The sequence below is a fragment of the Kitasatospora sp. NPDC090091 genome, from assembly GCF_044747365.1.
Classification (GTDB): Bacteria; Actinomycetota; Actinomycetes; order Streptomycetales; family Streptomycetaceae; genus Kitasatospora.
This window is the reverse complement of record NZ_JBIVDY010000008.1, coordinates 194,464-209,805: the sequence shown is the minus strand read 5'-3', so window position 1 is coordinate 209,805 and position 15,342 is coordinate 194,464. Positions and strand designations below refer to the sequence as shown.

Sequence of the window (15,342 nt, the reverse complement as noted above, 5' to 3'; positions counted from 1 at the left end):
TTCATCAGACGGACCTCATCAGGAGAGTCGTGGCGACCAGCACCAGCGTGCCGCCGAACATGGAGAGCGCGTACGAGCGGACGTAGCCGTTCTGGATCCGGCGCAGCCGGCTGGAGATTCCGCCGATGGTGGCGGCCAGTCCGTTGACGAAGCCGTCCAGGCCGCGGCTGTCGAAGTAGACCAGCGCCGCGGCCAGCGCCGAGCCGGGGCGGACCAGGACAGCGTGGTTGAAGTCGTCCTGGAGCAGGTCGCGGCGGGCGGCCCGGGTGAGCGGGGAGCCGACCGGCGGCACCGCGGGGACGGCCGAGCGCCCGTACATCAGGTACGAGATCGCGACGCCGATCAGCATGCAGACCGTGGCCAGCACGGAGACCGTCAACGGGGTCAGCGGCGAGTTGCCCTCCTCGTGGCCGGTGACCGGCTCCAGCCAGTTGACGAAGGAGTTGTTCAGGACGAACAGGCCGCCCGCGAAGACCGAACCGAAGGCGAGCAGGATCATCGGGGTGGTCATGGTCTTCGGCGACTCGTGCGGGTGCGGGTCGTGGCCGTCGGCGTCCGGCTGCCAGCGCTTCTCGCCGAAGAAGGTCAGGATCATCACCCGGGTCATGTAGAACGCGGTGATGGCCGCGCCGAGCAGGGTGCAGAGCCCGAGGATCCAGCCCTCGGTCCCGCCCTTGGCGAAGGCCGCGTCGATGATCTTGTCCTTGGAGAAGAAGCCGGACAGGCCGGGGAAGCCGATGATGGCCAGGTAGCCGAGCCCGAAGGTGATGAAGGTGATCGGCATGTACTTGCGCAGGCCGCCGTAGTGACGCATGTTCACCTCGTCGTTCATGCCGTGCATGACCGACCCGGCGCCGAGGAACAGCCCGGCCTTGAAGAAACCGTGCGTCACCAGGTGCATGATCGCGAAGGCGTAGCCGATCGGACCGAGGCCGGCCGCCAGGATCATGTAGCCGATCTGCGACATCGTCGAGCCGGCCAGCGCCTTCTTGATGTCGTCCTTGGCACAACCGACGATCGCACCGAACAGCAGCGTGACCGCGCCGACCACCACCACGGCGGTCTGGGCGTCGGGCGCCAGGTTGAAGATGGGGCCGGAGCGGACGATCAGGTAGACGCCGGCGGTCACCATGGTGGCCGCGTGGATCAGGGCCGAGACCGGGGTCGGGCCCTCCATCGCGTCGCCGAGCCAGGACTGCAGCGGCACCTGGGCGGACTTGCCGCAGGCCGCCAGCAGCAGCATCAGCGCGATCGCGGTCAGCTTGCCCTCGCTCGCCCCGCCCGCCACGCCGGCCGAGCCCTCCGAGCCGAGCAGCGGCCCGAAGTCGAAGGTGCCGAACTCGGCGAACATCAGCATGATCGCGATGGAGAGGCCCATGTCGCCGACGCGGTTGACGATGAACGCCTTCTTGGCGGCCGTCGCGGCACTCGGCTTGTGCTGCCAGAAGCCGATCAGCAGGTACGAGGCGAGGCCGACGCCCTCCCAACCGAAGTACAGCAGCAGGTAGTTGTCCGCGAGCACCAGCAGCAGCATGGCCGCCAGGAAGAGGTTCAGGTAGGCGAAGAAGCGGCGCCGGCGCTCGTCGTGCGCCATGTAGCCCACCGAGTAGAGGTGGATCAGCGTGCCGACGCCGGTGATCAGCAGGACGAAGGTGATCGAGAGCTGGTCGAGCTGGAACGCGATGTCGGCCTGGAAGCCGTTCACCGGAACCCAGCTGAACAGCTGCTCGGTGACGGCGCGTTCGTCGCCCGGCCGGCCCAGCATGTCGGAGAAGAGCGCGAGGCCGAGGCCGAAGGAGAGCGCGGCCAGCCCGGTGGCCAGCCAGTGGCCGAACCGGTCGAAGGCACGGCCCCCGAGCAGGAGCAGGGCAGCGCCGGCCAGCGGAGCCGCCACCAGCAGCGGAATGAGAGAGTTCACCGAAGGCCCTCCGCCTACAGCTTCATCAGGTTGCTGTCGTCGACCGAAGCGGAGTGCCTGGTCCTGAAGATGGAGACGATGATGGCGAGGCCCACCACGACCTCGGCCGCCGCGACCACCATGGTGAAGAACGCGATGATCTGCCCGTCCAGGTTGCCGTGCAGCCGGGAGAAGGTGACCAGCGCCAGGTTCGAGGCGTTGAGCATCAGCTCCACACACATGAACAGGACGATCGCGTTGCGCCTGATCAGCACGCCCGAGGCGCCGATGGTGAACAACAGGGCTGAGAGATAGAGGTAGTTGACCGGATTCACTCCGCGTCCTCCTCGTCCTGGCCGTTCGGCACGGCGTGGTTGTTCGGGGCCACCGGCTCCAGCTCCCTGGGCCCGGTCGCCGCGCCGCCCTCCAACTGCTTGCGCGGGCCGGCCACCGGCGGGCGCTCGGACTGCGGGCGGCCGAGCCAGTCGGCGGTGGTCTCCTCCAGCTCGGCCATCCGCCGCAGCATCTCCTGGCTGACGTCGCGGACCTGGCCGCGCTCGCGCAGGGTCTCCATCACCGAGCTGTCGGCGACGGTGCCGTCCGGCAGCAGGGCGGGGATGTCCACCGCGTTGTGCCGGGCGTAGACACCGGGCGCGGGCAGCGGCGAGAGCTGGATGTTGTCCTTGACCCGCTGGGCGGCCAGCTCGCGCTGGGTCTTCGGGGCCTTCACGTGCTCGCGGTGGGTCAGCACCATGGCGCCGATCGCGGCAGTGATCAGCAGTGCGCCGGTGACCTCGAAGGCCCAGACGTACTTGGTGAAGATCAGCCGGGCCAGGCCCTGCACGTTGCCCTCGGCGTTGGCCTCGGCCAGGCCGGTGAAGGTGTCCAGCTTGGCGTTGGCGATGCCGGCGATCAGCAGCACGCCGAAGCCGAGGCCGCAGAGCACCGCGGCGAACCGCTGACCCTTCAGCTGCTCCTTCAACGAGTCGGCGGTGGTGACGCCGACCAGCATCACCACGAAGAGGAAGAGCATCATGATCGCGCCGGTGTAGACGACGATCTGCACCACGCCCAGGAAGACCGCGCCCTGGGCCATGTAACAGACAGCCAGGGCGAGCATGGTGGCCGCCAGGCAGAGTGCGCTGTGCACGGCCTTGCGCATCAACAGCATGCCGAGCGCACCGCCGACCGCGATCACCGCGAGCACCCAGAACTGGACGGCCTCGCCGGTGGAGGTCGCGCCGGTGACGGCCGCCTGGGCGGCGGCCAGGTTCAGCGGGGTCACTGCTGCGCCTCCTTCTCCCGCAGGGTGCGCTCCTGCTGGACCGTGCCGGGCGCGGCCGCGGTGATCTCGCCCCGGTAGTACGCGCCCTCGTCGGCGCCCGGGAAGATCGCGTGCGGGCTGTCGACCATCCCCTCGGAGAGGCCGACCAGCAGCTGCTCCTTGGTGAAGATGAGGTCCCGGCGCGAGGAGTCGGCCAGCTCGTACTCGTTGGTCATGGTGAGCGCGCGGGTCGGGCAGGCCTCGATGCAGAGGCCGCAGAGGATGCAGCGGGCGTAGTTGATCTGGTACACCGCGCCGTAGCGCTCGCCGGGCGAGTAGCGCTCCTCGTCCCGGTTGTCCGCGCCCTCCACGTAGATCGCGTCGGCCGGGCAGGCCCAGGCGCAGAGCTCGCAGCCGACGCACTTCTCCAGGCCGTCGGGGTGCCGGTTCAGCTGGTGGCGGCCGTGGAAGCGCGGCGCGGTGGGCTTCTTCTCCTCCGGGTACTGCTCGGTCAGCCGCTTCTTGAACATGGCCTTGAAGGTCACGCCGAAACCCGCGGCGGGCCCGAGGATGGAGGGCCTGTCGGGCCGCTCCGGCCGGTCGCCGCTGCCGTTCTGGTCGGACGACATCGCGGTCAGCTCCCTTCGGAATGGTCGGCCCCGTTGAGGGCGTCCTGGAGTTGCTTCGGAGCCCGGCTGCGCCGGCGCGGGACCGGCGGGAGCTCCTGGCCGGGCAGCGGGGGCACCGGGTACCCGCCGGCCATCGGGTCGAACTCGGCGGCGGGCGGCTCGGTCGGTTCCTCGGGCTTGCGCCTGAGGAAGTCGCGCAGCAGGGCGAGCAGCAGGATCGCGCCGACCGGGGCACCGACGTACAGCACCACCTCGCCGAAGTCGTAGCCCTCGTTGCGCAGCGCCCGGACGGCGGCCACCATGACCAGCCAGACCAGCGAGACCGGGATCAGCACCTTCCAGCCCAGCTTCATGAACTGGTCGTAGCGGAGCCTGGGCAGCGTGCCGCGCAGCCAGATGAAGAAGAAGAGCACCACCTGGATCTTGAGAATGATCCAGAGCATCGGCCACCAGCCGTGGTTCGCGCCCTCCCAGAAGGCGGAGACCGGCCAGGGCGCCCGCCAACCGCCCAGGAAGAGCGTCGAGACGACCGCGGAGACGGTGACCATGTTGACGTACTCGGCCAGCATGAACATCGCGAACTTCAGCGAGGAGTACTCGGTGTTGAAGCCGCCGACCAGCTCGCCCTCAGCCTCCGGGAGGTCGAACGGGGCCCGGTTGGTCTCGCCGACCATCGCGACGACGTAGACGATGAACGACACCGGCAGCAGCACCGCGAACCAGGTCGGCTGTTGCGAGGCGACGATCTCCGAGGTGGACATCGAGCCCGAGTAGATGAACACCGCCGCGAAGGACAGGCCCATCGCGATCTCGTAGCTGATCATCTGGGCGGACGAGCGCAGCCCGCCGAGCAGCGGGTAGGTCGAACCGGACGACCAGCCGGCCAGCACGATGCCGTAGATGCCGACCGAGGCGGTGGCCAGGATGTAGAGCAGCGCCACCGGGAAGTCGGTCAGCTGGAGCGGCGTCCGGGTGCCGAAGATCGACACCTCGTTGTCGGCCGGGCCGAACGGGATCACCGCGATGGCCATGAACGCGGGGATCGCGCAGACGATCGGGGCCAGGATGTAGACCGCCTTGTCGGCGCCCTTGACCACCAGGTCTTCCTTGAGCGCCAGCTTCACGCCGTCCGCGAGGGACTGCAGCAGACCCCAGGGGCCGTGCCGGTTGGGGCCGATGCGCAGCTGCATCCAGGCGACGACCTTGCGCTCCCAGACGATCGCGACCAGAACGGTGCCGACCAGGAAGGCGAAGCAGAAGACGGCCTTGAGCAGCACCAGCCACCAGGGGTCACGGCCGAAGAAGCCCAGGGTCTCGTACGCGGCGAGGTTCACTGCTCCTCCTCCGGGGTGGTGGCGGACGGGTCGGTGGCGCCGGCCGCCTCGGCGGTGGAGCCGGTGTCGGCTGCGCCGGCGGTGGTGGACGCGTGGACGGTGGACGCGTTTGCGGGGCGGCCGGGTGGCGCGTCGGGTGCGGGCCGTGCGGTCGGCGCGGTCTCGGCCGGCTCTGCGGCCGGCGCGGCTGCTCCGGCGGTGGACCCGATGGCCGCAGGGCCGGCGGTGACGGGCTCGGCGGCGACGGGTTCGGGCGCCACGGTTTCGGGCGCCACGGTGACCAGGTGGCCGATCGTGGTGCCGAGGGTGCGGTAGGCGCCGCCGGGGGTGGAGTTGAGCGGGAGCCAGACCGTGCGGTCCGGGATGTCCTTGGTGATCTCCAGCGGGAGGGTCAGCGAGCCGGCCGGGCCGGTCACCCGGAGCCCCGCCGTGGGCCCCTCGGCCGCGCCGATCTCCTCTGCCGTGGCCGGCGAGATGCGGGCGACGGCCCGGTGCCGGGTACCCGCCAGGTGCGGGTCGCCCTGCTGGAGCGTGCCGTTGTCCAGCAGCTGGCGCCAGCCGGCGAGCACCGCCTGGCCGGTGGCCGGCCGGGGCAGCAGCCCGGGGTGCGCGGCCGGGTCGGTGGCCCGGTCGCCGGCCCACGGGGCGAAGCGGTCCAGCTCCAGGCGGGCCGCCCGGACGTCGGGCAGGCCGAGCCGGTGGCCCATCGCGTCCGCCAGCATGTTCAGCACCCGGACGTCGGGGTGGAGGTGGCGGCTCATCAGCTGGTCCGGCTTGAGCGCAGCCTCGAACATCCGCACCCGGCCCTCCCAGTCCAGGAAGGTGCCGGACTTCTCGGCCACCGCGGCGACCGGCAGCACCACGTCGGCGTGCGCGGTGACCGCGGACGGGCGCAGCTCCAGCGAGACCACGAACGGCGCGCCGGCCAGGGCCTCCTCGGCGAGCGCCGGGTCCGGCAGGTCGTCCGGGTCGACGCCGCCGACCAGCAGCGCGTCGAGGTCCCCGGAGGCGGCAGCGGCCAGGATCCGGTCGGTGTCCCGGCCCGGCCGCGCCGGGAGCTCGGCCACGCCCCAGGAGGCGGCGGCCTCGGCCCGGGCGGCCGGAGCCGTGACCGGACGGCCGCCCGGCAGCAGCCCCGGGAGCGCGCCGGCCTCGACGGCGCCGCGCTCGCCGGCCCGGCGCGGGATCCAGGCGAGCCGGGCACCGGTCGCGTGCGCCAGGCGCAGCACCGCAGTGAGCGCGCCGGGGACGACGGCCAGCCGCTCGCCGGCCAGGATCACGGCGCCGGGGGTGCGCAGCAGCTCGGCGGCGCGGCCGGCGTCGTCGTTCAGCGGCTCGTCGGCGGCCAGGGCGGCCAGCCACTCGGGCTCGGTGCCCGGGGCGGCGGGCAGCAGCGCGCCGCGCAGCTTGGCCAGGCCCCGGGAACCGAACGCGGCGATCGAGTAGACCTTGAGGCCGCGGGCGCGGGCGGCCTTGCGCAGCCGCAGGAAGACGATCGGCGACTCCTCCTCGGGCTCCAGGCCCGCGAGCAGGACGGCCGGCGCCGCTTCGAGGTCCTGGTAGGCGACGCCCGCCCCGTCCAGGTCGACCCCGCGGCCGGCGACGGCGGCGGCCAGGAAGTCGGCCTCCTCGCCGCTGTGCGGGCGGGAGCGGAAGTCCACGTCGTTGGTGCCGAGCACCACCCGGGCGAACTTGGCGTAGGCGTAGGCGTCCTCGACGGTGACCCGGCCGCCGGTGAGCACACCGGTGCGGGAGCCGCGCAGGCCCGCGGCCGCCCGGGCGAGCGCCTCCGGCCAGGAGGCGGTGACGAGTTCACCGGTGCCGGAGTCGCGGACCAGCGGGGTGGTGAGCCGGTCGCGCTGCTGGGCGTAGCGGAAGGCGAACCGGCCCTTGTCGCAGTTCCACTCCTCGTTCACCGCCGGGTCCTCCCCCGCCAGCCGGCGCAGCACCTTGCCGCGGCGGTGGTCGGTGCGCTGGGCGCAGCCGGAGGAGCAGTGCTCGCAGACGCTCGGCGAGGAGACCAGGTCGAACGGCCGGGAGCGGAAACGATAAGCCGCAGAGGTGAGCGCGCCGACCGGGCAGATCTGGATGGTGTTGCCGGAGAAGTAGGACTCGAAGTCGTCGCCCTGCCCGGTGCCGACCTGCTGGAGGGCGCCGCGCTCGACCAGGTCGATGAACGGGTCCCCGGCGATCTGCTGGGAGAAGCGGGTGCAGCGGGCGCAGAGCACGCAGCGCTCGCGGTCCAGCAGCACCTGGCTGCTGATCGGGACCGGCTTCTCGTAGGTTCGCTTCATCCCGTCGAAGCGGGAGTCGGCGTCGCCGGTGGACATCGCCTGGTTCTGCAGCGGGCACTCACCGCCCTTGTCGCAGACCGGGCAGTCCAGCGGGTGGTTGATCAGCAGCAGCTCCATCACGCCGCGCTGGGCCTTCTCCGCCACCGGCGAGCTGAGCTGGGTGCGCACGACCATGCCCTCGGCGACCGGGATGGTGCAGGAGGCGACCGGCTTGCGCTGGCCCTCGATCTCGACGATGCACTGCCGGCAGGCGCCGGCCGGGTCCAGCAGCGGGTGGTCGCAGAAGCGCGGGATCTGGGTGCCGATCTGTTCGGCCGCCCGGATCACCAGCGTCCCCTTGGGGACCTGCACTTCGACGTCGTCGATGGTGAGCGTGACCAGTTCGACCGCCGCCTTGGAGGTGGATGGCTCTGTGATCGTCACGCGTGCACCTCCCTTTCGGTGGCGGACTGGTGGCCGGGGCGGGGGCCGTCGGCCCAGACGGTGGAGGCTGCCGGGTCGAACGGGCAGCGGCGCTCGGCGATGTGCTGCTCGTACTCGGCCCGGAAGTGCTGGAGCGAGGAGACGATCGGGCTGGCCGCGCCGTCGCCGAGGGCGCAGAAGGACTTGCCGTTGATGTTGTCGGCGATGTCGAGCAGCTTCTCCAGATCGCCGTCGACGCCTTCGCCGGCCTCGATCCGCTTGAGCAGCTGGACCAGCCAGTAGGTGCCCTCGCGGCACGGAGTGCACTTGCCGCAGGACTCGTGGGCGTAGAACTCGGTCCAGCGGGTGACGGCCCGGACCACGCAGGTGGTCTCGTCGAAGATCTGCAGGGCCTTGGTGCCGAGCATCGAGCCGGCCGCGCCGACGCCCTCGTAGTCGAGCGGGACGTCGAGGTGCTCGTCGGTGAACATCGGGGTGGACGAGCCGCCCGGGGTCCAGAACTTGAGCCGGTGGCCGGACCGGACGCCGCCGCTGATGTCCAGCAGTTGGCGCAGCGTGATGCCGAGCGGGGCCTCGTACTGGCCGGGGTTGGTGACGTGGCCGGAGAGCGAGTAGAGCGTGAATCCGGGGGACTTCTCGGTGCCCAGGCTCTTGAACCACTCCTTGCCGCGGGCCAGGATCGCCGGCACCGAGGCGATCGACTCGACGTTGTTGACCACGGTCGGGCAGGCGTAGAGGCCGGCGATGGCCGGGAACGGCGGGCGCAGCCTGGGTTGGCCGCGGCGCCCCTCCAGCGAGTCCAGCAGGGCCGTCTCCTCGCCGCAGATGTAGGCGCCGGCGCCGGCGTGCACGGTGATGTCGAGGTCGACGCCGGAGCCGAGGATGTCGCGGCCCAGCAGCCCGGCCCGGTAGGCCTCGGCGACGGCCGCGTGCAGGCGGCGCAGCACCGGGACGACCTCGCCGCGCAGGTAGATGAAGGCGTGGTCGCAGCGGATCGCGTAGGACGCGATGATCATGCCCTCGATCAGCACGTGCGGGTTGGCGAACAGCAGCGGGATGTCCTTGCAGGTGCCCGGCTCGGACTCGTCCGCGTTGACCACCAGGTAGTGCGGCTTGCCGTCGTTCTGCGGGATGAACTGCCACTTCATGCCGGTGGGGAAGCCGGCGCCGCCGCGGCCGCGCAGGCCGGCGTCCTTGACCAGGGCGATCACGTCGTCCGGGGGCATGGCGAGGGCCGCTCGGAGGCCCTCGTACCCGGCGTGGCGGCGGTAGGTGTCGAGCGTCCAGGGCCGGGTGTCGTCCCAGGGGGCGGAGAGCACGGGGGTGAGCAGCTTCTCGGCCGGCTCGGCGGAGGTCATCACGCTTCGGTCCCTTCGTGGCCGGTTCCGGTGCCCTCGGGGCCCAGCCCCTCATGGCGGGGGGAGACGACCCTGGTGCCGCCGGTTCCGGGCAGTGCCTCGCCCCGGGCCAGGCGCAGGCCGGCCAGCGAGGGCGCGCCGCCGGCACCGGACTCGTCGACGGCGCCCGGGCGCTCGTCGGGGAAGCCGGCCAGGATGCGGGCGGACTCCTTGAAGCTGCAGAGCCGGGCGCCCCGGGTGGGGTGGACCTCCCGGCCCGCCCGCAGGTCGTCGACCAGCCGCCTGGCGCTCTCCGGGGTCTGGTCGTCGAAGAACTCCCAGTTGACCATCACCACGGGGGCGTAGTCACAGGCCGCGTTGCACTCGATGTGCTCGATCGAGATCTCGCCGTCCTCGGTGGTCTCGTTGTTGCGGATCCCGAGGTGCTGCTGGAGCTCGTCGAAGATCTGGTCGCCGCCGAGCACCGCGCACAGGGTGTTGGTGCAGACCCCGACGTGGTACTTCCCGGCGGGCCGGCGGCGGTACATGGTGTAGAAGGTCGCGACCGCGGTGACCTCGGCGGTGGTGAGGTCCAACTGCTCGGCGCAGAACCGGATGCCGGACGGGCTGACGAAGCCCTCCTCGGCCTGCACCAGGTGCAGCAGCGGAAGCAGCGCGGACCGGGCCTCCGGGTAGCGGCCGATCAGCTCGGAGGCGTCGGCGGCGAGCCGGGCGCGCACCTCCTCGGGGTACGGCTTGGCCGGCAGCGCCGGCATCCCCAACTGGACGTCTGTCACCGGTCCACGCCTCCCATCACCGGGTCGATCCCGGCCACCGCGACGATCACGTCGGCGACCTGGCCGCCCTCGCACATCGCCGACATCGTCTGCAGATTGGTGAACGACGGATCCCGGAAGTGGACCCGGTAGGGGCGCGTGCCGCCGTCGCTGACCACGTGGACGCCCAGCTCGCCCTTGGACGACTCCACCGCCGCGTACGCCTGGCCGGCCGGGACCCGGAAGCCCTCGGTGACCAGCTTGAAGTGGTGGATCAGGGCCTCCATCGAGGTGCCCATGATCTTGCGGATGTGGTCGAGCGAGTTGCCCATGCCGTCGGGGCCGACGGCGAGTTGAGCGGGCCAGGCGATCTTCTTGTCGGCCACCATGACCGGGCCGGGCCGGAGCCGGTCCAGGCACTGCTCGACGATCCGCAGCGACTGGCGCATCTCCTCCAGCCGGATCAGGAAGCGGCCGTAGGAGTCGGCGCTGTCCGCGATCGCGACCTCGAAGTCGTAGTCCTCGTAGCCGCAGTACGGGTCGGACTTGCGCAGGTCGTGCGGCAGACCGGTGGCACGCAGGACCGGGCCGGTGGCGCCCAGGGCCACGCAGCCGGACAGGTCGAGGTGGCCGACGTCGACCAGGCGGGCCTTGAACAGCGGGTTGCTCGCGGCGAGCTTGTCGTACTCGTGCATCCGGGAGCGGAGCGTCCTGACCGTCTCGCGGATCCGGTCGACGGCGCCGGGCGGGAGGTCCTGGGCGAGACCGCCGGGGCGGATGTACGCGTGGTTCATCCGCAGGCCGGTGACCAGCTCGAAGATGTCCAGGATGAGCTCGCGGTCGCGGAAGCCGTAGACCATCAGCGTGGTGGAGCCGATCTCCATCCCGCCGGTGGCCATGCAGACCAGGTGCGAGGAGATCCGGTTGAGCTCCATCATCAGCACCCGAATGACGTTGGCCCGCTCCGGGATGTCGTCGGTGATGCCGAGCAGCTTCTCGACCGCCAGGCAGTAGGCGGCCTCGTTGAACAGGGGGGCCACGTAGTCCATGCGGGTCACGAAGGTGGTGCCCTGGACCCAGTTGCGGAACTCCATGTTCTTCTCGATGCCGGTGTGGAGGTAGCCGATGCCGCAGCGGGCGCCCTTCACCGTCTCGCCGTCGATCTCCAGGATCAGCCGCAGCACGCCGTGGGTGGACGGGTGCTGGGGGCCCATGTTGACGATGATGCGCTCGTCGTCGGCCCGGCCGATGGCTTCGACCACCTCGCCCCAGTCGCCGCCGGTGACGGTGAAGACCCGGCCTTCGGTGGTTTCGCGGGCCTGCGCCTGTTCTGCCGCCGCCTCTTCGAAGTGCTGAGTACTCATCAGCTGTACGACCTCCGCTGGTCGGGCGCCGGGATCTGGGCGCCCTTGTACTCGACGGGGATGCCGCCGAGCGGGTAGTCCTTGCGCTGCGGGTGACCCACCCAGTCGTCCGGCATCATGATCCGGGTGAGCGCCGGGTGGTCCTCGAAGACCAGGCCGAAGAAGTCGTAGGTCTCGCGCTCGTGCCAGTCGTTGGTCGGATAGACGCTGACCACGGACGGGATCCGCGGGTCGGCGTCCGGGGCCGTCACCTCCAGCCGGATCAGCCGGCCGTGGGTGATCGAGCGCAGGTGGTAGACCGCGTGCAGCTCGCGCCCCTGGTCGCCCGGGTAGTGCACGCCGCTCACGCCGAGGCAGAGCTCGAAGCGGAGCGCCGGGTCGTCGCGCAGGGTGCGGACGGTCTTCAGCAGGTGCTCGCGGGCGATCTGGAAGGTCAGCTCGGATCGGTCGACGACGGTCTTCTCGATCACTTCCGCCGGGTCGAGCCCCTGCTCCTCCAGAGCGCCCTCCAACTCGTCGGCGACCTCGTCGAACCAGCCGCCGTAGGGGCGCGGGCTGGCCGGCGGCAGGACGATCGGGGCGGCGAGGCCGCCGAAGCCGGAAGTGTCGCCACTGCCCTGGGCTCCGAACATGCCCTGGCGCCGGCCGACCACCTCGACGGGGATCTCGCGGTGCGGCTGCTCGCGGCGGGTCTCGGGTACCTGGTCGTTCATCGCAGCTGCCCCCGCATCTCGCTCACCGGGGTGGCCTTCAGCGCCAGCGCCTCGCCCAACTCCTCGGCCCGGCGGCGGTTCACGCCGAGGGGCTCGTGCTGGATCTTGTCGTGCAGCTTCAGGATGGCGTCCATCAGCATCTCCGGCCGAGGCGGACAACCGGGCAGGTAGATGTCCACCGGGACGATGTGGTCCACGCCCTGCACGATCGCGTAGTTGTTGAACATCCCGCCCGAGGAGGCGCAGACGCCCATCGAGATGACCCACTTCGGATTGGGCATCTGGTCGTACACCTGGCGCAGCACCGGGGCCATCTTCTGGCTGACCCGACCCGCCACGATCATCAGATCGGCCTGCCGGGGGGATCCCCGGAAGACCTCCATGCCGAACCGGGCCAGGTCGTAGCGGCCGGCCCCGGTGGTCATCATCTCGATCGCGCAGCAGGCCAGCCCGAAGGTGGCCGGAAAGACGGACGCCTTGCGCACCCAGCCGGCGGCCGTCTCCACGCTGGTGAGCAGAAAGCCGCTCGGCAGCTTCTCCTCGATTCCCATCAGATCCCTCTCAATGCCCTCAAGTCCTGTGATTGCTCCGGCCGTTCGGGCTTGTCCACCCGTTCACAAGGTCGGCGTCAGGTCGGCGGCGGGTCGGTTGCCGCGCGGCGCTCAGTCCCACTCCAGGCCGCCGCGGCGCCAGACGTAGGCGTACGCGACGAAGACGGTGGCGATGAACAGGAGCATCTCGACCAGCCCGAAGATCCCCAGGGCGTCGAAGCTCACCGCCCACGGGTAGAGGAAGACGATCTCGATGTCGAAGACGATGAAGAGCATCGCCGTCAGGTAGTACTTGATCGGGAACCGACCGCCGCCCACGGGCTGCGGGGTCGGCTCGATGCCGCACTCGTACGCCTCCAACTTGGCCCGGTTGTAGCGCTTGGGGCCGGTCAGTGAGGCCATCACGACGGAGCCGACCGCGAACGCCGCCGCGATGGCACCGAGTACGAGGATCGGCGCGTAGGCATTCATAGCCCCCGCTCCCTCCGTCCAGTCGTCCTTGACTGCAGATCGGAACCGACGGGTCACGCTGCGGTGAACCCGTGTTCCAGTTCCCGAGATCCACCTCATGTGAGGCAGTTCACAAAGCCTGGAACGAGCGCATCCTATGCCTGTCTGCTTGTGATCTGCGACACGCAGTTCGGGGAGAACTTTGTGATCTACGCCACCTCTTGAATGGTGACGAAGGTGAACATGCCCAGAGTTGTCAACGCAAAGGAGTCAAATGGTCACAACCAGTCGCATTCATCTGCGAACCGGCTGGTCAGAGCCGCACTCCTATATCAACTATGCCTTGCCCGGTGCAAATTTCCGGGCGTCATGTTGACGTGTTATAGCGGCTCACTCGCAGGGGTGGCGGGCCGGCGAACGCTCGCTTGACCCTTCGTTCACAAGCCCTGTGAGGATCAAGCGCCGGTCTCCCAGACCCAGGCCGCGATGCCGACCCGGTTCCGGGCGCCGATCTTGCGCTGGATCGCGGCGAGGTGGTTCTTCACCGTCCCGGCGGTGATGAACAACTGCGCCCCGATCTCTGCATTGGTCGCGCCGTCGGCAACCAGTTGGGCGACCTCCGTCTCGCGGGCGGTGAGCTCCTCGACGAACAACGGTCGCGACCACCCGATCCGGCTCTGCTCGGCACGCCGGCTCCGTCCGGCCTGCCCCTCGTCGCCGCCGTCCTCCCTCCGCCCGTGTTGCGACGACCGTTGCTGCTCCCGACTCCGCTCCTCGTTCTGGTCCCGCCCGGAGAGCTCCCGCAACAGCCTGACGGTGATCTGCGGGCTGATCAGCGCATCGCCCGCGACCGCCGCCCGAACCGCCTCCGCCAGCAGCGTCGGCCCCGAGCGCTTCAGCAGGAAGCCGGCCGCACCGGAACGGATCGCCGTGTGCACGTACTCGTCCAGGTCGAAGGTGGTCACCACGACCACCCGGAACTCCCCACTCAGCTGCCGCGTCAGCTCAAGTCCGTCCATCCTCGGCATGCGGATGTCGGCGAGGATCACGTCCGGCCGGAGCCGACGGGCCGCCTCCACCGCCGCGGCACCGTCCGCGGCCTCACCCACCACCTCGATGTCCGGCTGGGCGTCCAGGATGATCCCGTACGCACTGCGGATCGCCTCGTCGTCGTCGGCGAGCAGGACCCGGATGCTCATCGCCGCCCCTCCCGTGCTCATCGCCCTTCCAAGGGCATCGTCGCCTTCACCTGCCAGCCGCCGGCCTGCGCCCGTCCCGAGCAGAGCGTCCCACCCAGCGCCTCGACCCTGGCCCCCAGCCCGGCCAGTCCGCTGCCGCCCCGCAGGGCCTCACCCATGCGTGGGCCGGACGGCTGCGGCCCGCCTCCGTCGTCCCGCACCAGCACTTCCAGCCGCCGGCCTTCGCGTCGCACCCGGACATCGACCACCCGTGCCGTCGGCGCATGCCGCCGGACGTTGGTCAGTGCCTCGACCACGATCCGGTACGCCGTCGCCGCGACCTCACGGGGAATGTCCTGCTCCGTCGGGGCGTCCAGCCGTACGACGGCTCCGCCGGACTCCGCGAACCTGTCCGTCAGGGGGGTGAGCTCGGCCAGGCCCGGCCGCGGGCCGCGCTCGGGCAGGTCCGCCTCGTCACTGCGCAGCAGCCGGACGGTCCGGTCGAGCGAGGTCAGCGCCTGCTGCCCGGCCTGCTCTATCCGCTCGAAGAGAGCCGCCGCCCGGACCGGGTCGGAGGCTGCGAGGACCATCCCCGCCTGTGCCTGAGCCACCATGCCACTGACGTCGTGCGCCACGAAGTCATGCAGGTCGTGGGCGAGTTCGAGCCGCTGGGCGCGACGGGCCGCCGCCACCGAGCGCCGCCGGGCGTCGTCCATCCCCCGCAGGTAGAGCCCGACCAGCACCGTCGGCAGCGCCAGGGCCGAGCCGAAGCCGAAGAGCGTCAGCCAGGAACCGGGCCCCGAGATCGCCTCGAACCGGGACGGCCAGAGCGCCACCGCACCGCCGATCGTGTAGGCCACGGCGGCCGAGCGCCGGCCGCTCTCGATGCGGAGTGTGAGCACCAGCAGCAGGAGCAGGGAGGCGATTTCGGCCAGGCCGACCGCGCCCGCCCAACGGTCCTCCTCCAGCCAGCGGCCGGCCGCCCAGACGCCGACTGTGACCGCCGCCGACACCGATCCGGCGGCCCCGGCCACGGCCACCACCCCGTACCGGGCCCGCATCAGCAACCCGACCAGCAGCACCAGCGGGACCGCCAGCGAGAGCATCTGACTCATCGTCGCCTCCCTTCGTG

13 protein-coding genes and 1 pseudogene are annotated in these 15,342 nt (G+C 70.8%); all 14 read right to left on the bottom strand.

Features of this window, described 5'->3' with window-relative positions; translation table 11 throughout:
• Positions 1-4: 4 nt before the first annotated feature.
• The 14 genes and pseudogenes from nuoL to ACIPSC_RS16395 all read right to left on the bottom strand — a co-directional run bounded on the left by nuoL (position 5) and on the right by ACIPSC_RS16395 (position 15,325).
• Complete coding sequence (gene nuoL, locus ACIPSC_RS16460) at positions 5-1,918, bottom strand: NADH-quinone oxidoreductase subunit L (protein ID WP_400826312.1); 1,914 nt, start codon at positions 1,916-1,918, stop codon at positions 5-7.
• A 14-nt stretch (positions 1,919-1,932) separates the two neighbouring features.
• Positions 1,933-2,232, bottom strand: a complete 300-nt coding sequence (nuoK, locus tag ACIPSC_RS16455; protein WP_209412994.1) for an NADH-quinone oxidoreductase subunit NuoK — start codon at positions 2,230-2,232, stop codon at positions 1,933-1,935.
• On the bottom strand, positions 2,229-3,182 hold the full coding sequence (locus tag ACIPSC_RS16450) for an NADH-quinone oxidoreductase subunit J (RefSeq protein WP_400826309.1): 954 nt from the start codon (positions 3,180-3,182) through the stop codon (positions 2,229-2,231). The genes nuoK and ACIPSC_RS16450 overlap by 4 nt, the downstream gene beginning before the upstream one ends.
• Positions 3,179-3,790 carry an NADH-quinone oxidoreductase subunit NuoI gene (gene nuoI, locus ACIPSC_RS16445; RefSeq protein WP_380235576.1) on the bottom strand — a complete coding sequence of 204 codons (612 nt, stop codon included), beginning with the start codon at positions 3,788-3,790 and terminating at the stop codon, positions 3,179-3,181. Before nuoI ends, ACIPSC_RS16450 begins: the two co-directional genes overlap by 4 nt.
• A 5-nt stretch (positions 3,791-3,795) precedes the next feature.
• The gene (gene nuoH / locus ACIPSC_RS16440) at positions 3,796-5,124 is read right to left on the bottom strand and encodes an NADH-quinone oxidoreductase subunit NuoH (protein ID WP_400826307.1); all 1,329 of its coding nucleotides are present in this window, start codon (positions 5,122-5,124) and stop codon (positions 3,796-3,798) included.
• A 266-nt stretch (positions 5,125-5,390) separates the two neighbouring features.
• A pseudogene (locus tag ACIPSC_RS16435) lies at positions 5,391-7,841 on the bottom strand (NADH-quinone oxidoreductase subunit G); the annotation flags it as partial.
• The gene (gene nuoF / locus ACIPSC_RS16430; RefSeq protein WP_400826306.1) at positions 7,838-9,199 is read right to left on the bottom strand and encodes an NADH-quinone oxidoreductase subunit NuoF; all 1,362 of its coding nucleotides are present in this window, start codon (positions 9,197-9,199) and stop codon (positions 7,838-7,840) included. The gene nuoF and the pseudogene ACIPSC_RS16435, both read right to left, overlap by 4 nt.
• On the bottom strand, positions 9,199-9,954 hold the full coding sequence (nuoE, locus tag ACIPSC_RS16425; protein ID WP_400826449.1) for an NADH-quinone oxidoreductase subunit NuoE: 756 nt from the start codon (positions 9,952-9,954) through the stop codon (positions 9,199-9,201). Before nuoE ends, nuoF begins: the two co-directional genes overlap by 1 nt.
• A gap of 17 nt (positions 9,955-9,971) precedes the next feature.
• Positions 9,972-11,318 carry an NADH-quinone oxidoreductase subunit D gene (locus ACIPSC_RS16420; protein ID WP_400826305.1) on the bottom strand — a complete coding sequence of 449 codons (1,347 nt, stop codon included), beginning with the start codon at positions 11,316-11,318 and terminating at the stop codon, positions 9,972-9,974.
• Complete coding sequence (locus ACIPSC_RS16415; protein WP_400826304.1) at positions 11,318-12,031, bottom strand: NADH-quinone oxidoreductase subunit C; 714 nt, start codon at positions 12,029-12,031, stop codon at positions 11,318-11,320. Before ACIPSC_RS16415 ends, ACIPSC_RS16420 begins: the two co-directional genes overlap by 1 nt.
• The gene (locus ACIPSC_RS16410; protein ID WP_238951215.1) at positions 12,028-12,582 is read right to left on the bottom strand and encodes an NADH-quinone oxidoreductase subunit B family protein; all 555 of its coding nucleotides are present in this window, start codon (positions 12,580-12,582) and stop codon (positions 12,028-12,030) included. The genes ACIPSC_RS16415 and ACIPSC_RS16410 overlap by 4 nt, the downstream gene beginning before the upstream one ends.
• 111 nt (positions 12,583-12,693) lie before the next feature.
• Complete coding sequence (locus ACIPSC_RS16405) at positions 12,694-13,053, bottom strand: NADH-quinone oxidoreductase subunit A (RefSeq protein WP_014137597.1); 360 nt, start codon at positions 13,051-13,053, stop codon at positions 12,694-12,696.
• Positions 13,054-13,487: 434 nt separating this feature from the next.
• Positions 13,488-14,231, bottom strand: a complete 744-nt coding sequence (locus tag ACIPSC_RS16400) for a response regulator (RefSeq protein ID WP_400826448.1) — start codon at positions 14,229-14,231, stop codon at positions 13,488-13,490.
• Between the two features lie 17 nt (positions 14,232-14,248).
• Positions 14,249-15,325 (bottom strand): sensor histidine kinase, encoded by a 1,077-nt coding sequence (locus tag ACIPSC_RS16395; protein WP_400826301.1) that lies wholly within the window; start codon positions 15,323-15,325, stop codon positions 14,249-14,251.
• Positions 15,326-15,342 lie beyond the last annotated feature (17 nt).